Source organism: Bacillus methanolicus MGA3, assembly GCF_000724485.1.
GTDB classification, from domain to species: Bacteria; Bacillota; Bacilli; order Bacillales; family Cytobacillaceae; genus Bacillus_Z; species Bacillus_Z methanolicus_A.
Map to the genome: position 1 here is coordinate 2,904,868 of NZ_CP007739.1, position 17,690 is coordinate 2,922,557.

Consider the following 17,690-nt stretch of genomic DNA (forward strand, 5'->3'; position numbering starts at 1 on the left):
CTTGGCAATTTGGAAAAGAGGCTGTCTCATAAGGGTCAGACCCTTATGAGACAGCCTCTTTCTTAATCTTCTTGCTGAATATAATTGGCCAACTCTTTAATCGCTTCCTGTTCGTCACTGCCATCTGCTATGAGAGTAACAACAGCTCCATTGCTTACTGCCAGGCTCATCAGTCCCATGATGCTTTTTGCATTCACTTTTTTCCCGTCTTTCTCCAAATAGATATCTGATGAAAAACGATTTGCTTTTTGAACAAACAACGCTGCTGGACGCGCTTGCAAGCCCGTTTTTAACGTAACTTTCACCTGTTTCTCCACCATCACAAATCCTCCCTTATCATTAAATGTCTAACGATCAGTCTTTTACCACGTTAAAGCAGCAAGGACCTCGGCATTTATGATTTGGATATTGGTTCACCGGCACGCAATTTTTCTGCGATTTCATCTATTTTTCTTAACCGGTGATTAATGCCCGATTTACTGATTGTTCCGCCAGAAACCATTTCTCCTAATTCCTTTAGCGTTATGTCCTGATGGGCAATCCGAAGTTCAGCTATTTCCCTCAATTTTGCAGGCAGCACATGCAGCCCGACTGTCTGGTCAATGTAACGAATATTTTCCACTTGCCTAAGAGCCGCTCCAATTGTTTTATTTAAGTTTGCTGTTTCACAATTGACAAGACGGTTCACCGAATTTCTCATATCCCGGACGATCCGGACATCCTCGAATCTTAATAAGGCATTATGGGCGCCAATAATGTTCAGAAATTCTGTAATTTTTTCTGCTTCTTTTAAATACGTAATATATCCTTTTTTACGTTCAAGTGTTTTGCTGTTAAGGTCAAACGTATTCATCAGCTCAGATAATGAGTCATTATGCTCTTTATATAATGAAAAAATTTCGAGGTGGTAAGAAGAGGTCTCAGGGTTATTCACGGATCCTCCGGCAAGGAAAGCCCCTCTCAGATAAGAGCGCTTACAACATTTCTTTTTCACAAGTTCTCCGGATATATCATGAACAAACGTAAAGCCTTCTCCTAAAATTTTTAAGTCTTCTAATATGTCCTTTGCCTTGTCCGATAGCCGAACAATGTATACATTATTCTTTTTCAGGCGCATTTTCTTCCGGACAAGAAGTTCGATTTGAACATTGTAGTTTCGTTTGATTAATATATAAATTCTTCTTGCGATTGCCGCATTTTCTGTTTGAATATCAACGACAAGCTTTCGATTGGAAAAAGAAAGTGATCCATTCATTCGAATTAACGCAGATAGCTCCGCTTTTGCGCAGCAATCCTTTATTTCAAGATTAGTTAATTCCTTTTTCGTTTCCGAAGCGAAAGACATCCCCCTCACCTCCAGTTCAGACAAACAGCTTCTTTACCTATTACGCATTAATTCTCTTTTTGGTTTCATCTAATAATAACGAATATAATATTTCTGCAACTTTTTTTGTGTCATGGCGGATGACTCCGTTATCAAGGCTTACAATTTTACCGTAAACAACTTCCAATCCAAGTTCGTACAACTTTTGCAAGTCGTAGCGGACTGGCTGGGCAAGTTCTTCTTTATATCGTTTTTGTATATGACTTGGAATATCTTCGTTATTCACAAGGATTGTATCGATAAAAGAGCATTTCATGTGCTCATATATTGCTTTCACATGGTCGCTTGCAGTAAAGTCATGCGTTTCGCCCGCCTGGGTCATAAGGTTGCAAATATATACCTTTTTCCCTTTTGACCGGCATACTTCATCACCAAGCTCTGGAACAAGCAAATTTGGCAGAATGCTTGTATATAAGCTTCCAGGTCCAATGATTATCATGTCTGCCTGCCTTATTGCCTGAATTGTTTCCGGAAGCGGTCTTATATTTTCCGGTGTTAAAAATACCCTTTTAATCCGTTTCCCCGAAAACGGGATTTTTGATTCGCCCGACACAATTGTTCCGTCTTCCATCTCAGCATGCAAAACAACGCTTTGATTGGCTGCAGGCAGCACTTTTCCGCGGACATTTAGCACCTTGCTCATTTCTTGGATGGCATGCACAAAATTTCCTGTAATGGATGTCATTGCAGCAAGGATTAAATTTCCTAGTGAATGCCCTGAAAGCTCATTTGATGTGTTAAAACGGTGCTGGAACATTTTCTCAATGAGCGGTTCAACGTCTGATAAGGCCGCCAGTACGTTCCTTATATCACCTGGCGGTGGAATATGCATGTCGTCTCTGAGACGTCCGGAACTCCCTCCGTCATCTGCGACCGTGACAATTGCCGTTATATCAACAGGATATTGTTTTAATCCTCTCAAGAGAACCGGCAAACCTGTACCACCGCCGATGATGACAATTCTGGGCTGTCCATTCTTTATCATGTTATTTTATCCTTTCTTATATCAATGTCTCGGTGCGTAATGCGTGTATTGTAATCTTCTTCAAAATAATGTCCAATGTATTCCGCTATTGCAACCGATCGATGCTGCCCGCCGGTGCAGCCAATGGCTACGACAAGCTGCGCTTTTCCTTCCCGCTTATAATGAGGAAGCATAAAACTGAGCAGTTCTGTTACTTTTTCTAAAAACTTTTGCGTTTCATTCCATTTGAGAACATAGCTGGAGACATCATCGTCAAGTCCTGTTTTTGGCCTCATATGATCAATATAATGTGGATTTGGCAAAAAGCGGACATCAAATACTAGATCTGCATCAATCGGAAGACCATGTTTAAAGCCAAAAGACATGACATTTACCGTAAAGATCGTCTTTTTATTAGCTGAAAACTCGTTCAAGATTTTCTCGCGAAGTTCCCGCGGCTTCATTTGAGATGTATTATAGATTATTTGGGCCCGGCCTTTTAATTCTTCCAACAAATTTCGTTCTAGCTTAATTCCTTCAAGGGGAAGACCGGAAGGAGCAAGCGGATGAGAGCGCCTTGTTTCTTTGTATCGCCTTACTAATGTAGAATCATCGGCATCAAGGAACAGAATTTGCGGAGTGACCCAGGATGTTTCATCCAGCTCATCGAGCGCTTTAAAAAGGTGGTCAAAGAATTCTCTTCCTCTTAAATCCATCACTAGCGCCACTTTATTCATCTTATTCCCAGACTCCTTCATCAGTTCTAGGAATTTAGGCAATAATGTCGGGGGCAAATTGTCGACACAGAAGAAACCAAGATCTTCAAAGCTATGAATCGCAACTGTTTTTCCTGCTCCTGACATTCCTGTAATGATGACCATTTGGATATCATTTGCCGCACCGGTACTCATTTTCTCTCCCCCTTTATCAATGTGGTTCTAGCTTGGATCAAGTCGATAACTGATCAGCTCGAACTCCGGAGTGTATGTAAATGTCCCAAAAATCACGCCTTTGCCATGGATCATATATTCAAGAATATGATGATCACCTGCTGCCATCGGAAGATTCTTTATATTCTCAAGTTCATGCCAGGCAAGAATTCCTTCTTCGCTTTGATCTAAATTTATACCATCTGCTTCTGTGGCAAGAAAACTAAACATCATCCACTCAGACAACACTCGGTCGCCTTCCTTCATAATAAAAGTGAAAATCCCTTTTATTTTCGGGTTCCGCAAATAAATGCCTGTTTCTTCCCGAAACTCACGTATACAAGCTTCTTTTACCGATTCACCCGGCTCCATCTTGCCGCCGGGAGCAACCCACCAGCTGCGGCGAGGCTTTTGTAAAAGAAGAACTTTATTATCTTTTAACAGTACGCAATTTGTCACCCGCTGCACTTTCGTCACCTCAATTAAGCCGTACGCTTTTATCTGCATACTTCAACATGCTAAAGTTATCTCCTTCTTTTCATTATACTATTTTTGTAAATCAGCCACAATTAATAGTAAAGCGATAAATATAGTAAAAAACAGAACAAAAAAAGAGCACAGGATGCCTGTGCTGATTAAAGGATTATATTTTAAAAGGGGGTCAATTTCTTTTATTATCATACCCAAAGATTATTTCACTTCTGTTACAGGAGAATTAAAACATAATTACTTTTTTGCAAAACTCTTCCTCTACATAATTCGACAAATGCATATCCCATTCCCCCGTAAACACGTTAAACTAATGAAGGACGGGCCCTCATTGCTTTAATGAAGGACTGTCCCCATCTGTTTTTTATGCTTTTATTTTTAGTTCTTCTTTTAGTTCTTCAATATAATGCTGAGCACTTTGGGCTGCGATGCTTCCATCGCCTGTAGCTGTAACAATTTGGCGCAGCGATTTTTCACGGACATCTCCTGCCGCAAAAATACCGGGCACTTTCGTTTCCATTCTTTCATTTGTTTCAATATAACCATTTTCGTTTGTAATTCCGAGATTTTTAAATGGTTTAGAAAGCGGCACCATGCCGATATATACAAAGACACCGTCTGTCTTAAATTCTCTTTCTTCACCTGTTTTTGTGGATACAAGGGTTACACTGTCAACCTTGCCGTCTTTTCCATTGATTTCCTTAACCGTATGACTCCAAATAAAATCAATTTTTTCATTAGCAAAAGCCCTTTGCTGAAGGATTGCTTGCGCACGAAGCTCGTCACGACGGTGGACAATGGTCACCTTTGACGCAAATCTTGTCAAATATACTCCTTCTTCAACGGCAGAGTCTCCGCCGCCGACAACAACAAGCTCTTTTCCTTTAAAAAAGGCTCCGTCACAAACGGCGCAATAAGATACACCGCGACCGCCAAATTCTTTTTCACCCGGTACTCCAAGCTTTTTAAATTCAGCACCGGTCGCAATAATGACCGCGCGGGCTTTGTATTCTTTTGAACCGGCTACAACGGTTTTATATTCTTTCCCATCGATCACTTCTTTTATATCACCGTAGGCATATTCTGCTCCGAATTTTTTCGCATGTTCAAACATTTTAGTTGATAATTCTGGACCAAGAATATGATCAAAACCAGGATAGTTTTCAACATCTTCGGTATTTGCCATTTGCCCTCCCGGCACACCGCGCTCAATCATTAATGTTGAAAGGTTGGCACGGGAAGTATAAACGGCAGCTGTCATTCCGGCAGGGCCTGCTCCGGCAATGATAACGTCATAAATTTTTTCTTCTGACACTTTGTACACTCCTTTATAATAATAGGATATCAGTTTAGATTCATACGTTAATGTTCACCTTATTATTTCCTATCTACACCTATCCTATAAGACCCAAGTATTAATGTCCAAAATATTGCTCACCGGAGACAGCTGTTCACCAATTTTATATATTTTTGCAATGTGGACAAAGAAACCCCATACATGCTGGCGATTGATTTCTGCGATTCTTTTTCATCCCGCAATTTATGCCAGCTATACTCAATGGCGCCTGCCCATGCTTTTTTATTTTTAAGGGTAATGTTTGATTTTGCAGCTTCTGCAAAAACAGAAAACCATAGTAAATACAGCCCAACTTGTTTTGTTCCAATCGGCTGATGTATTTCATATAAAACTTCTGCAATTTCATGTGCCATTTTTACAAACTGGTTGCCGGCTTTATTTTTTATAAAAAATAAATATTCTTGTTCTAATTCGGATAGTTTCGTGTTTGAAACAACTTGTCTCGATGCAAGAATTTCATCTTTTTGGCCAGAAAGAGAGGTTAAAAAAATGGCAAAAAGCCTCTCTTCGATATAGTCGCTTTCGTATTTTTTCAGAATCGAGGCAATATGGTCTTCAAAGCCTCTGACAGAAGGTCTTTCCTCATTCCACGGTTCAAGGCCGGCTTTTTCAGGATTGAATTCTAATACCTTTTTCCAAATATTGCGGGCTGCTTGTTCCCTCCCGGTATAATACGAAGAAATGGACAGCCAGTAGTAAAATCCCCCATCTCCGTCATATCCTTGCTTATAAAGCTTCTTTAGCCAGCAATAAGCCAGTCCATATTCGCCAATTAACGCAAAAGTAGCCCCAAGCTTAAACTGATGCTCGCTTGAGAGCGGTTTAATTTTCTCCAAGGCTTCTTTCAGTTTCTTTACATCTTTAGTTTTACTCTGGTAAAAAGAAAATACCAATTTATTGCAAAGGGCATGTAAATTGCCCGGATTTAAACGCAAAACTTCATTTAATATATCCTCGGCTTTTTTAATTTCTCCGAGATAAAAGTATGCAAGCGCAAGGTTATTATAGGCAGACCAATATTCCGGGTACTCCTTAATTACTCCATTTAATAATTCAATTGCCTTTGGAAAATGGCCTGATTCAAGCAGTTCGCGAGCCTGTTCTTGTTTAATGATGAGGTCATCCTCTTCATACAGCTCTTCTCCAAGCTCTTCCGATTCCAAATTCAACAGATAGAGCAAGTCCTTTGTATCTTCCGTAAATTCGCCGTCCTGATCTAATTCTAAATAGAGTTTAGCATGGTGGCGGGCATCTTTGAAAAATCCGAGATGGGCATAATTATTTGCTAGAAAATAGTGGCATTCCACCATTTCTTCATCCAATTCTTCGAGGATAAAATGCAAAAGACGATTTGAATTTTGGTACTCTCCCAACTCTGTATAAACAATTGCCAGCTGGCAGGCAATCATTGGCTCGCCAGGTTCCAGCTGCATGGCACGCTGCAAATATTTTTTTGCTTTTTGAAAATCCCGCCTCTGATATGCTTTTATCCCCTTTGTGAAGTAATACTCCCCTGTTGGAATAAATGAAAGTAACATTCCCTTTTGATGTCTTGCTTTTGAATCGTTCCCCATGCAATCCTCCAATTATCATTGTTAACTACGATAGTATAACATAAGAGCAAGCCGAAAGAGAAGGGGATCTTGAAGGAACTGAATCAAGGGCCAGGCCCTCAACGATCGAGGACCTGGCCCCAAAAATATTTTATTTATTTTCGTGCCGTTTGGATAAGACTTTGAGAATTTCTTTGAATGGAAGCTGCTGTTCTCTTAGAAGCACCATTAAGTGATAAAGCAAATCTGCTGCTTCCCACTTTAACTCATCCGCATCGCGGTTTTTTGCGGCGATGATAACTTCTGAAGCCTCTTCACCGACCTTTTTCAAAATCTTATCAACGCCTTTTTCAAACAAATAAGTCGTATAGGCTCCTTCCGGGCGTTCCCGCTCGCGCTCTTCAATCACCTTTTCTAGAGTTTGCAAAATTTGATAATCTTGCAGGCTTCCCGAAGCTGCTTCAGACACCTCTACAATTTCCTCGCTTTTATAGAAACTTTCTGTAAAGCAACTGACAGACCCTGTATGGCATGCCGGCCCGGCAGGCTGAACAAGGACGAGAATTGCATCCTGATCACAATCATACTTCAATTCAACAATCTTCTGTGTATTTCCACTCGTTTCCCCTTTATGCCAGAGCTTCTGGCGCGAACGGCTGTAAAACCATGTCTCTCCCGTCTCCATCGTTTTCCTGAGAGATTCGCGGTTCATATATGCCAGCGTAAGAACCTCTTTCGTTGACGCATCCTGGACAATTGCTGGGACAAGCCCTTTTTCATCAAATTTGATCGATTCCATGTTCATCGAACATGCACCCCATTCTTTTTCAAAAAGTCCTTCACTTCACTTACAGATGTCTCTTTATAGTGAAAAATCGAAGCTGCCAATGCGGCATCCGCTTTCCCTTTCAAAAATACTTCGACAAAATGTTCCGCGTTTCCCGCTCCGCCGGATGCGATCACTGGTACACTGACTGCCTCGCTGACTGCTTTCGTTAACGATAGATCAAAACCTTTTTTCTCGCCATCGCTGTCCATGCTTGTCAGCAATATTTCACCTGCTCCCCGCTTAACCGCTTCCTTTGCCCAATCGATCACTTCCCATTCGGTCGGCTTTCTGCCTCCGTGCGTATACACCCGCCATGAGCCTAATTCAGGGTCATATTTTGCATCAATTGCAACGACGATGCACTGAGAACCGAAAAAGTCCGCCCCTTCCGTAATTAAAGAAGGATTCAATACAGCCGCGGTATTAAGTGAAACTTTATCGGCACCGGCTCGTAAAATACGCTTCATATCTTCCAACGAGTTAATACCGCCTCCGACTGTAAATGGAATCGCCAGTTCCGATGCAACTGCCTTTACGACATCAACCATTGTTTTCCGGCCTTCGTGGGATGCACTAATATCAAGGAAGACAAGCTCATCCGCCCCTTGCTCGTCATAAATGCGCGCCAGTTCAACAGGGTCGCCCGCATCACGGAGTTGAACGAATTGAATTCCTTTGACAACCCGCCCATCTTTCACATCTAGACAGGGAATGATTCGTTTTGTCAGCATCAGCCATTCACCTCTCTCAGCGCTTCTCTAACGGAAAAACGTCCTTCATAAATGGCTTTGCCGACAATCGCACCGCTTACGCCTTTCATTGAAAAAGCTTTTAACTTTTGCAAATCCTCAATGGAGCTTACGCCGCCGGAAGCAATAACACTTTTTCCCGTTTCTTCAGCCATTTCCCGTACAGCTTCCAAATTAGGGCCTGAAAGCATTCCATCGGTTGCAATATCGGTAAAAATAAACGTTTCTGCGCCGGCATCAGCAAAGTGTTTTCCTAACTCGACTGCTTTCGTTTCACTTGTTTTCAGCCAGCCATGAGTAGCAACATATCCGTTTTTCGCATCAATGCCAACGGCAATTTTTTTACCGTACTTTCGAATCATTTCAATTGCAAACTCCGGATTGGATACCGCCACACTGCCAATGATGACTCGCTCCACGCCATTTTCCAAATAATGAACAATATCATTTTCCGTCCGTATGCCGCCGCCTATTTGGACTTTTACCTCCAGCTCACGGGCAGCTCTAATAACAAATTCATCATTAACCCGTTTTCCATCCTTTGCGCCGTCAAGGTCAACCATATGAATCCATTCCGCACCTTCAGCAGCAAACCAGGCCGCCATTTCAAACGGAGAGTCTCCATAAACCGTCTCTTTCTCATAATCGCCTTGAAGAAGCCGAACGCATTTTCCGCCGCGCATATCAATCGCGGGGTATATAGTAAAAGCCATTACACCGTCATCCTTTCCCCTGCCATCTAAATAAGAAGAAACTTTCACCAATGAGGGCTGTGATCATTTAACACTTCGGGCAGCTATCCCACAAAGCTTAAAGACTCGGTAAGTGCGACAAAATTACGCAAAAGCTGCATACCTAATGTTCCGCTTTTTTCAGGATGGAATTGCATTCCATAAACATTTCCTCTTCCAACTACCGCCGGAACCTTTACGTCATAATCGGTATCCGCAATCACGACGTCACGCTCTCCCGGACTTACATAATAAGAGTGGACAAAATAAACATACCCGCCAGTTATATTTTCCAAAATAGGAGACGGGGCAGCCAGATTTAGCTTGTTCCATCCCATATGCGGGACTTTATACGTCTCCCCCTGTTCCGTGATTCCCGGGAAACGGTGGACTTTTCCGGGAAGCAGCGACAGCCCTTGCGTCAAGCCGTTTTCTTCGCTTTCCTCAAAAAGAAGCTGCATGCCGAGGCAAATGCCAAGCAAAGGCCGGCCGCTTTGGACATACTCTTTTACCATATCGGTGAGCCCGGACTCATTCAGTCTGGCCATTGCATCCCGGAAAGAGCCGACGCCTGGTAAAATTAAAGCGCTTGCGCCACGCAGCTCCTGCCGGTCCTCAAATATGAAATAAGATGCACCTAACCGTTCAAGCGCCTTACTTACACTAAACAAATTTCCCATTCCATAGTCAATGATGCCGATCATTTATAAAACCCCTTTCGTAAAGCTCCCGGCTTACTTTAACGCGTTAAAGTAGTACGAGTCTTGCCCTATAACATCCCCTTCGTAGACGGAATCCCTTTCACCCGGGGATCGATCATTGTCGCCTCATCAAGAGCGCGGCCAAGTGCCTTAAAAATTGCTTCGATCATATGGTGCGTGTTTTGTCCATAATGTACAATCACATGAAGATTCATCCGCGCCTCCAGGGCAAGCTTCCATAAAAACTCGTGGACGAGCTCTGTATCAAAACTTCCTACCTTTTGGATTGGAAACTCAGCGCGCATTTCCAGATGAGGACGGTTGCTCAAATCGACAACAACTTGAGCGAGAGCTTCATCCATCGGAACAAAAGCATTTCCATAACGACGGATTCCTTTCTTATCGCCTAGTGCTTCACGGAGAGCCTGTCCAAGGCATATGCCGATATCTTCTGTTGTATGGTGGTCATCAACTTCAATATCGCCTTTAGCATCAACTGTCAGGTTAAACTGGCCGTGTTTCGTAAACAGATCGAGCATGTGAGTCATAAACGGCACACCGGTTTCGATGTCCGACTTGCCTTCACCGTCGATTGAAAACGTTAGTTTAATATCCGTTTCGTTCGTTTTTCGATTTATACTTGAGGTTCTTTCCATCCTATTGCCTCCATCACGAATGGTTCTTCAATCTTTTTTCTTCAATCCTTAAATCTTGCTTCCACTGCCCGGGCATGTGCTTCAAGCCCTTCTAAACGGGCAAACACAGCAATTTTATCTTTATTTTGCTCGAGTGCTGTTTGACTGTAAGCAATAATACTTGATTTTTTTTGAAAATCCTCGACACTAAGCGGACTGGAAAACCGCGCTGTTCCATTTGTCGGCAGCACATGGTTAGGTCCGGCAAAATAGTCGCCGACCGGTTCAGAGCTGAATCTGCCGATAAAAATGGCTCCGGCATGACGGATTTTTCCTAAAAGCTCCATGGCATTCTTTGTGATGATCTCAAGATGCTCAGGCGCCAGAGCATTAATTGTTTCAACTGCTTCATCCATATTTTCCGCGACATAAATCGCTCCGAAATCTGCAATCGATTGAGCCGCAATCTCTTTGCGGGGAAGTTCGGAAAGCTGTTTTTCCACTTCAAAAGCAACATCGTTTGCCAGTTTCTCTGATGTTGTCACAAGAATGCTGCATGCCCGTCTATCATGTTCCGCCTGCGATAATAGATCGGCAGCTATTTCATGCGCCCTTGCCGAATCATCAGCCAGCACGGCAATTTCACTTGGTCCGGCGATCATGTCAATGTCAACATCGCCAAACACTTCTCTTTTGGCCAGTGCTACATAAATATTTCCGGGACCGGTAATTTTATCAACAGGTCTGATTGTTTCTGTTCCATAAGCAAGCGCCGCTATCGCCTGCGCTCCCCCGACCTTATAAATCTCTTTCACTCCGGCAATCCTTGCCGCCACTAACACGGCTGGCGGAAGTTTGCCATTTCGGTCAGGCGGAGAAACCATAACAATCCGCTTTACACCTGCCACTTTAGCCGGAATCACATTCATCAGCACCGAAGAAGGGTAGGCAGCCGTTCCGCCCGGTACATAAACGCCGGCAGAATCCAACGGCGTTATTTTTTGTCCGAGAATCGTCCCCGTTTCATCGGTTGACATCCAGGAAGGCCGCAATTGTCTTTCATGAAAAGCGCGAACGTTCTCTGCCGCATCCTCAATAATCGAAACCATGTGCCCACTGATTTCATTAAATGCCTCTTCCATTTCTTCTTCCGTTACGATTAAAGAAGACAACCGGATTCCATCGAATCTCTCTGTATACTCAAGTAAGGCAGAATCGCCTTTTTCTCGAACTACCCTGATGATTTCTTTTACAGCAGCCCGCTGTTGTTCTGTTCCGCTGTCAACCGTTCTTTTAATCGAAATGAGATCCTTGACCTTTAATATTTTCACATCTTCCACCCTTTCAGATGCTTACGGCTGATGGACAATCTGCTCCTCGATTACCGTGCTTAGCCGTTCCACAAGCTCACTGATTCGCTCATCTTTCATCCGATAGCTTACCGGGTTGACGACAAGCCGCGATGTAATATCAACAATCCGTTCATATTCAACAAGACCGTTTTCCTTCAATGTACGTCCAGTTGAAACAATATCAACAATTCGGTCAGAAAGTCCGATTAACGGCGCCAATTCAATTGATCCGTTTAATTTTATTATTTCTACCTGTTCTCCTTGCTCACGAAAATAAGCTGCAGCCACATTCGGATATTTCGTCGCTACTTTAGGAGCGACATCATTCATTTTCGTATTTGGGAGCCCGGCAACCGCAAGATAGCAATGGCTGATTTTTAAGTCGAGCAGTTCGTAAACATCCCGTTCCTCTTCAAGCATAACATCTTTTCCCGCAATCCCAAGATCTGCCACACCGTGCTCCACATAAGTCAGAACATCAATCGGCTTTGCCAGGATAAAGCGCATCCGTTCTTCTTCCACATCAATGATCAGTTTCCGTGAATCTTCAAATTCGGGAGGCAAACGGTAGCCAGCCATTCTCAATAGCTCAACAGCTTCTTCAAAAATCCGGCCTTTCGGCATTGCAACCGTTAAAAACTCACTCATTACGAAGGCCCCCTTCCTAATAAAAAGATCGTATCGGCATACTTATTGGTGCATGCATCCACATTGTTTACCCCGTTTATATCCTGGAGAACAACCCGCATACCGTCCGCACGTTTCGTTTTCGCCATTTCAAAGGCCTCTTTTCGGCGTTCGGCACTGAATAAAATACAAATGACCGGCTCGCTTTTTTCGAGTGTTCCAAGCGCTTCGATCATCCGGTCCAACCTTAGGGCAAACCCGGTTGCTCCGGTTGATTTACCGAATTTTTGCAGCAGAAGGTCGTATCTTCCGCCATTTCCAATCGGAAAGCCAACGTTGCCGGCATACACTTCAAATAAGATTCCAGTGTAATAGCTCATATGGCTGACAAGCGTTAAATCAAATTTTACAGATGCTTCTTCACCATAATCGGAAATCGTTTCCCAGAGCTGCCGCAATTGATGAACGGCTTCAGCACCGCATCCGTTTTCGATAAGCTCGAAACCCCGTTCAATGACTTCTTCGCCGCCCCTGAGCTGCAAAAACTCCAGCAAACGCTGTTTATCGATGGAAGAAAGGCCAAGTGCTTTTACATGCTCCCTGTAACCGACATAATTTTTTTCATATAAAAACTTCATCAATGCATTGGCCCGTTCTTCCGTTCCGAGAATTTGCCGAAAAAATTCCTGCACAAATCCAATATGGCCAACTGAAACTTGAAACTCTGATAGGCCGGCTTCTTTTAATGACGAAATCATTAAGGCGATAACTTCCCCGTCAGCACTTATTGTTCTGTCACCGATACACTCAACACCGATTTGTTCAAATTCTGCCGGACGGCCGCCTTCCCGCTGCTGCGCCCTGTAAACATTCGCAGAATAAGCAAGCCTAAGCGGAATATCGTCTTTTAACAGCTTGGAAGCGGCCACACGTGCTATCGGTGCCGTCATATCAGGCCTGAGCACAAGTGTATGTCCCTGCTGATCCAATAGCTTAAACAGCTGCTGGTCCAATATAGCGGACACGGCTCCCACCGTTTCATAATATTCAAGCGCGGGAGTTTCAATAAACTGATAGCCCCACCGTTTCATTTCTTCTTCAATAGAGGACCGTACATGATCCTTCGTTTCATATAATTCCGGCAGTGTATCTCTCATACCGAGAGGCTTCTCAAACATAAATAACTGGCTCATTCTTTTCACCCTTTTTTTAGTAAACGAGTCCACGATGCATGCGGCTGCTGCTTCAAACAGCTTAAAAGCAATCAATCTGCCCGTTTAAATCAACTTTATTTATATAAAAGTTCTGAATACTTTAGTTCGCTAATATGGTAGCAAAGTGAAGTTATATGTAGTTTATCTCTCATTTTGACTACAGTCAACAGAAAGTTTTCTAAAAAAAGTCTGAAACGCAAAGTTCCAGACCTTTATTTTCCATATATCGGGTCATTTGCCCATCGTTTCTCCAATTCTTCTTTCGTGTAGATCACCCTCATCGGGTTTCCTCCGACAAATGCACCGGGCGGGACATCCTTATGGACAAGCGTGCCTGCCGATACAATCGCTCCGTCGCCTATCGTTACCCCTGGCAAAATAGTAGTATTCGCACCAATCATTACCTCATTGCCGATGTGCACATTCCCAAGACGATATTCTTTAATTAAATATTCATGTGCCAAAATCGTCGTATTATAGCCAATCACCGTATTGCGTCCAACGCTTATTTTCTCGGGAAACATCACATCAAGCATCACCATTAATGCAAAAGAAGTTTCCTCGCCGACCTTCATTTTTAAAAATGTCCGGTACAGCCAGTTTTTTACCCCGAGAAACGGAGTGTATCGCGCAATTTGAATCACAATAAAATTTTTGACTACTTTCCAAAAGGGAACCGTTTTATAGACATGCCGCAATGAATTGGCGCCTTTAACAGGATAACGGATCGTTCTTCTCATGTTTTACACTCCAAGGATGGATAATAAGTCGGACATATTGTCCAACATATAGTCTGGTTCAAATTGTGCTAAATAATCCTTGCCCTTCAGCGACCAAGCAACACCTGCCGTTTTTGTTCCGGCATTTTTTCCTCCCAATATATCGTGATGGTTATCCCCGACCATTAATGCTTCTTCAGGAACCGACCGCAACCGTTCTAAAGCAAGCAAAATCGGCTCCGGATCAGGCTTTGGTTTTTTTACATGTTCAATTGCGACAATACAATCAAAAAATTCATCAAGTTTAGTAAGCTTCACTCCTTTTAGCGCAACATCCAAGCGTTTTGTCGTTACGATGCCGAGCTTAAAGCCGTTTTCTTTTAATATCCGGACAGTTTCGTACACACCATCAAATTCTTTTACAAAAAGGTCATGGTTGGAGATATTGAATTCACGATACGTTTTAGCCATATCTTCTGCCCAATCTTTATTGATTCCTTCAAATGTTTCCTCTAAGGTAGGCCCCATAAACGGGATAACATCAGCCCGCTTATATTTGCCCGGATAATATTTTTCCAATGTATGTAAAAATGAAGAAATAATTAATTCATTTGTATCAATAAGTGTGCCATCTAAATCAAATAATACAGTGTTAATTTTAGTGTTCATATGTTGCTGTTCCCTTTCTTTTTACAAGCTCCGCCCGATTCCAGATAAATCCTACTGCAAGCGTCAACAGGATGGCAATGCCCAGCCTGATCAAGAAGAGAGGCAGTACAGAAATTCCGAGCGGCACAAAAATTAATGTATCCTCAATAACAGCATGACAGGCTACAAGAAAGATGAACGCAAGCGTCACATCCTTTTTGCTGACGCCGTCCTCCTTAACAGCTTGGATCATAACTCCTGCTCCATATGCAAGACCGAACAAAAGTCCTGCTGCCAGAGTGGTTGATGAATTTTCTTTCATACCAAGGATCTTTGTTACAGGCGCCATCCATTTCGAAAATACATGAAGCCATTTTAAATCCTTCAAAAATTGAATTCCGATCATCAGCGGAATGACAATCATAGCCAGCTGTAAAACACCAATGCCCGCTTTCTGAAGGCCTTCCATTATAATGTTTGCCCAGCCGCTTACCTGCTCCTCTTTTGGAGGAATGAATCCGTACTTTGCCAGTTCGGAGCCGCCATGCCAGATGAAGTTAATCACAATAGCAGACACAATCGCAAGACCGAACCTTACGACTGCGATGATCCATAATTTAACCCCGACTTTAAGGGCGACACTTGATTCGATAAGAATGTTATGGGAAAACGAAAGCATAACGGCAATGATAAAAACTTCTTTTACCGTTAATTTAAGAGATAAAATAGCGCCAATAGCGGCATATAAATTTAAAAAATTTCCGATTACGAGTGGAATCGCGGCATCCCCTGACAAACCAAAGAAATTCATAAACGGTGCAATCCGGCCGATGATCCACGGCAAAACAGGTGTATATTTTAGCAATGCAACAATAAGTGTAACCGGAAAAATTATTTTCCCAAGAGACCATGTTGTTTTTAGCCCGACGATACTTCCCCTTTTGAGTGACCCAATCAGCATTTCATTTATTCTCCTTTATCCCACCCATAAAGAAATGGTTCTTTATCCTATCCATTGCTTTTATCTAAATAACGTGCATCCGAATTTCGTTTCATCCTCCTGTAAATCATTAATATAAATGCGCCGATAATTAAAACAATTGAAATAAATTGTGCCATCCTTAAGTTTTCTGTAAGCATTAAACTGTCTGTCCTCATGCCTTCGATAAAAAACCGTCCAATCGAATACCAGATTACATATGTCAAAAACAGTTCGCCTCTCCGTAAGTTTACCCTTCTTAATAAGATCAGTACGAAAAACCCGGTAAGATCCCAAATTGATTCATAAAGGAAAGTCGGATGATAGTATGCTCCGTTTATATACATCTGATTGATAATAAAATCCGGCAAATGCAAACCTTCGAGAAAAGAACGGCTTACCTCTCCCCCGTGTGCTTCTTGATTAATAAAGTTTCCCCAGCGGCCGATCGCCTGGCCAAGAATAATACTGGGTGCTGCAATGTCCGCCAGTTTCCAGAAAGAAATGCCTCTTTTTTTAGAAAAAACAGATGCGGTAATCACTGAACCAATCAAGGCGCCGTGAATGGCAATTCCCCCATTCCAAATCTTAATAATTTCACTAGGGTTCTGTGCATAATAATCCCATTGGAAAATAACATAATAAATGCGTGCGGAAATAATCGCAATCGGAATCGCCCAAATCATTAAATCAGCAAAAGTATCCTTTGGCAGGCCGCGCTTATCCCCTTCTCTCATGGCAACCCAAAGAGCAAGAGCAATCCCAATGCCAATAATCACACCGTACCAGTGAACTTGGATCGGTCCAAGGGTGAAGGCAATCGGGTCGATCGGCTGAATATTCTTTTCCATGATTTCACCTCCAAATCTGAATTTCTGTTACACGTCTTCATGATCACTGTCTTCAATCACATCTGACAAACGATTTGTAAATTGCTCTGCAGCGTTTACTCCCATTCGTTTTAACCGGAAATTCATCGCAGCAACTTCAATGATGACGGCAAGGTTTCGGCCAGGGCGCACAGGAACCGTAATTTTAGTAATTTCTGTATCCATGATTTTCACTTTTTCTTCGTCCAGTCCAAGGCGGTCATACTGCTTGTTTGGATCCCATAATTCAAGATCAATAACAAGAGTAATTCGCTTATGGCTGCGGACTGCACCAGCTCCAAACAATGTCATAACATTAATAATCCCGAGTCCTCGTATTTCCAGCAAATGCTCTATAAGTTCAGGAGCACTTCCGATAAGTATGTCCTGATCCTCCTTGCGGATTTCGACACAATCGTCAGCGACAAGCCGGTGTCCGCGTTTTACAAGCTCAAGGGCCGTTTCACTTTTTCCGACGCCGCTCTTTCCGGTTATCAATACACCGATGCCGTAAACATCTACAAGAACGCCGTGAACGGCAGTAGTAGGAGCGAGTTTCCCTTCCAGATAGTTTGTCAGCCTGCTTGAAAACCGGGTTGTTTTTAATGGAGAGCGAAGAACTGGCACCGCTTCTCGTTCAGAAGCTTCGATAAGCTCCTTCGGAACCTCCAAATTTCGTGTAACAATGATGGCTGGAGTGATATCAGTACATAACTTTTCCATCCTTGTTTTACGGTCATCTTCATCTAATTGCTCAAAAAAAGAAAGCTCTGTTCTTCCCAGCAACTGGATCCTCTCAGCCGGATAATAATCAAAATACCCTGCCATTTCAATTCCAGGGCGAGAAATATCACTTGTTGTAATCGGGCGGTCAATCCCTTCTTCACCGCTGATCAGCTCAAGTGAAAACTTTTCAATAATGTCCCTTGTTCGTACTTTCGGCAATCTTTTTACCTCCTTC

20 protein-coding genes are annotated in these 17,690 nt (G+C 42.7%); all 20 read right to left on the reverse strand.

The genetic code is table 11. The features are described 5' to 3' along the window. Window positions 1-62: 62 nt before the first annotated feature. Window positions 63-320 carry an HPr family phosphocarrier protein gene (locus tag BMMGA3_RS14195; RefSeq protein ID WP_003349414.1) on the reverse strand — a complete coding sequence of 86 codons (258 nt, stop codon included), beginning with the start codon at window positions 318-320 and terminating at the stop codon, window positions 63-65. A 74-nt stretch (window positions 321-394) separates the two neighbouring features. Then, window positions 395-1,345 (reverse strand): DNA-binding protein WhiA, encoded by a 951-nt coding sequence (gene whiA, locus BMMGA3_RS14200; RefSeq protein ID WP_003349413.1) that lies wholly within the window; start codon window positions 1,343-1,345, stop codon window positions 395-397. A 40-nt stretch (window positions 1,346-1,385) separates the two neighbouring features. Further along, window positions 1,386-2,369 carry a gluconeogenesis factor YvcK family protein gene (locus BMMGA3_RS14205; RefSeq protein ID WP_003349411.1) on the reverse strand — a complete coding sequence of 328 codons (984 nt, stop codon included), beginning with the start codon at window positions 2,367-2,369 and terminating at the stop codon, window positions 1,386-1,388. Beyond that, window positions 2,366-3,259 carry an RNase adapter RapZ gene (rapZ, locus tag BMMGA3_RS14210; RefSeq protein WP_003349409.1) on the reverse strand — a complete coding sequence of 298 codons (894 nt, stop codon included), beginning with the start codon at window positions 3,257-3,259 and terminating at the stop codon, window positions 2,366-2,368. Before rapZ ends, BMMGA3_RS14205 begins: the two co-directional genes overlap by 4 nt. Window positions 3,260-3,286: 27 nt before the next feature. After that, entirely contained in the window at window positions 3,287-3,745 is a 459-nt protein-coding gene (locus BMMGA3_RS14215; RefSeq protein WP_003349407.1) for an NUDIX hydrolase, read from the reverse strand. 385 nt (window positions 3,746-4,130) lie between these two features. Beyond that, window positions 4,131-5,081 carry a thioredoxin-disulfide reductase gene (trxB, locus tag BMMGA3_RS14220; protein WP_003349406.1) on the reverse strand — a complete coding sequence of 317 codons (951 nt, stop codon included), beginning with the start codon at window positions 5,079-5,081 and terminating at the stop codon, window positions 4,131-4,133. A gap of 119 nt (window positions 5,082-5,200) precedes the next feature. Beyond that, window positions 5,201-6,697, reverse strand: coding sequence for a tetratricopeptide repeat protein (locus BMMGA3_RS14225; protein ID WP_003349405.1), 1,497 nt, complete (start codon window positions 6,695-6,697; stop codon window positions 5,201-5,203). A gap of 130 nt (window positions 6,698-6,827) precedes the next feature. Then, window positions 6,828-7,481 carry a bifunctional phosphoribosyl-AMP cyclohydrolase/phosphoribosyl-ATP diphosphatase HisIE gene (gene hisIE / locus BMMGA3_RS14230; protein ID WP_003349404.1) on the reverse strand — a complete coding sequence of 218 codons (654 nt, stop codon included), beginning with the start codon at window positions 7,479-7,481 and terminating at the stop codon, window positions 6,828-6,830. Further along, window positions 7,478-8,236 carry an imidazole glycerol phosphate synthase subunit HisF gene (gene hisF / locus BMMGA3_RS14235; protein WP_003349403.1) on the reverse strand — a complete coding sequence of 253 codons (759 nt, stop codon included), beginning with the start codon at window positions 8,234-8,236 and terminating at the stop codon, window positions 7,478-7,480. The genes hisIE and hisF overlap by 4 nt, the downstream gene beginning before the upstream one ends. Continuing rightward, window positions 8,236-8,967, reverse strand: a complete 732-nt coding sequence (hisA, locus tag BMMGA3_RS14240; protein WP_003349402.1) for a 1-(5-phosphoribosyl)-5-[(5-phosphoribosylamino)methylideneamino]imidazole-4-carboxamide isomerase — start codon at window positions 8,965-8,967, stop codon at window positions 8,236-8,238. The genes hisF and hisA overlap by 1 nt, the downstream gene beginning before the upstream one ends. Before the next feature lie 83 nt (window positions 8,968-9,050). Next, the gene (gene hisH / locus BMMGA3_RS14245; RefSeq protein WP_003349401.1) at window positions 9,051-9,689 is read right to left on the reverse strand and encodes an imidazole glycerol phosphate synthase subunit HisH; all 639 of its coding nucleotides are present in this window, start codon (window positions 9,687-9,689) and stop codon (window positions 9,051-9,053) included. A 65-nt stretch (window positions 9,690-9,754) separates the two neighbouring features. Continuing rightward, the gene (gene hisB / locus BMMGA3_RS14250) at window positions 9,755-10,342 is read right to left on the reverse strand and encodes an imidazoleglycerol-phosphate dehydratase HisB (RefSeq protein ID WP_003349398.1); all 588 of its coding nucleotides are present in this window, start codon (window positions 10,340-10,342) and stop codon (window positions 9,755-9,757) included. A 41-nt stretch (window positions 10,343-10,383) separates the two neighbouring features. Then, on the reverse strand, window positions 10,384-11,652 hold the full coding sequence (gene hisD / locus BMMGA3_RS14255; protein ID WP_003349396.1) for a histidinol dehydrogenase: 1,269 nt from the start codon (window positions 11,650-11,652) through the stop codon (window positions 10,384-10,386). A gap of 21 nt (window positions 11,653-11,673) precedes the next feature. Next, window positions 11,674-12,321 carry an ATP phosphoribosyltransferase gene (gene hisG, locus BMMGA3_RS14260; protein ID WP_003349394.1) on the reverse strand — a complete coding sequence of 216 codons (648 nt, stop codon included), beginning with the start codon at window positions 12,319-12,321 and terminating at the stop codon, window positions 11,674-11,676. Next, window positions 12,321-13,493, reverse strand: coding sequence for an ATP phosphoribosyltransferase regulatory subunit (locus tag BMMGA3_RS14265; protein ID WP_038502305.1), 1,173 nt, complete (start codon window positions 13,491-13,493; stop codon window positions 12,321-12,323). The genes hisG and BMMGA3_RS14265 overlap by 1 nt, the downstream gene beginning before the upstream one ends. A gap of 233 nt (window positions 13,494-13,726) precedes the next feature. Further along, window positions 13,727-14,254 (reverse strand): acyltransferase, encoded by a 528-nt coding sequence (locus BMMGA3_RS14270; protein ID WP_003349390.1) that lies wholly within the window; start codon window positions 14,252-14,254, stop codon window positions 13,727-13,729. A 3-nt stretch (window positions 14,255-14,257) separates the two neighbouring features. Next, window positions 14,258-14,902 carry a pyrophosphatase PpaX gene (gene ppaX / locus BMMGA3_RS14275; protein ID WP_003349389.1) on the reverse strand — a complete coding sequence of 215 codons (645 nt, stop codon included), beginning with the start codon at window positions 14,900-14,902 and terminating at the stop codon, window positions 14,258-14,260. Then, window positions 14,892-15,842 carry a nucleoside recognition domain-containing protein gene (locus tag BMMGA3_RS14280; RefSeq protein ID WP_003349387.1) on the reverse strand — a complete coding sequence of 317 codons (951 nt, stop codon included), beginning with the start codon at window positions 15,840-15,842 and terminating at the stop codon, window positions 14,892-14,894. The genes ppaX and BMMGA3_RS14280 overlap by 11 nt, the downstream gene beginning before the upstream one ends. A gap of 47 nt (window positions 15,843-15,889) precedes the next feature. Next, on the reverse strand, window positions 15,890-16,711 hold the full coding sequence (gene lgt, locus BMMGA3_RS14285; RefSeq protein WP_003349386.1) for a prolipoprotein diacylglyceryl transferase: 822 nt from the start codon (window positions 16,709-16,711) through the stop codon (window positions 15,890-15,892). Window positions 16,712-16,738: 27 nt separating this feature from the next. After that, the gene (gene hprK, locus BMMGA3_RS14290; protein WP_003349385.1) at window positions 16,739-17,674 is read right to left on the reverse strand and encodes an HPr(Ser) kinase/phosphatase; all 936 of its coding nucleotides are present in this window, start codon (window positions 17,672-17,674) and stop codon (window positions 16,739-16,741) included. Window positions 17,675-17,690 lie beyond the last annotated feature (16 nt).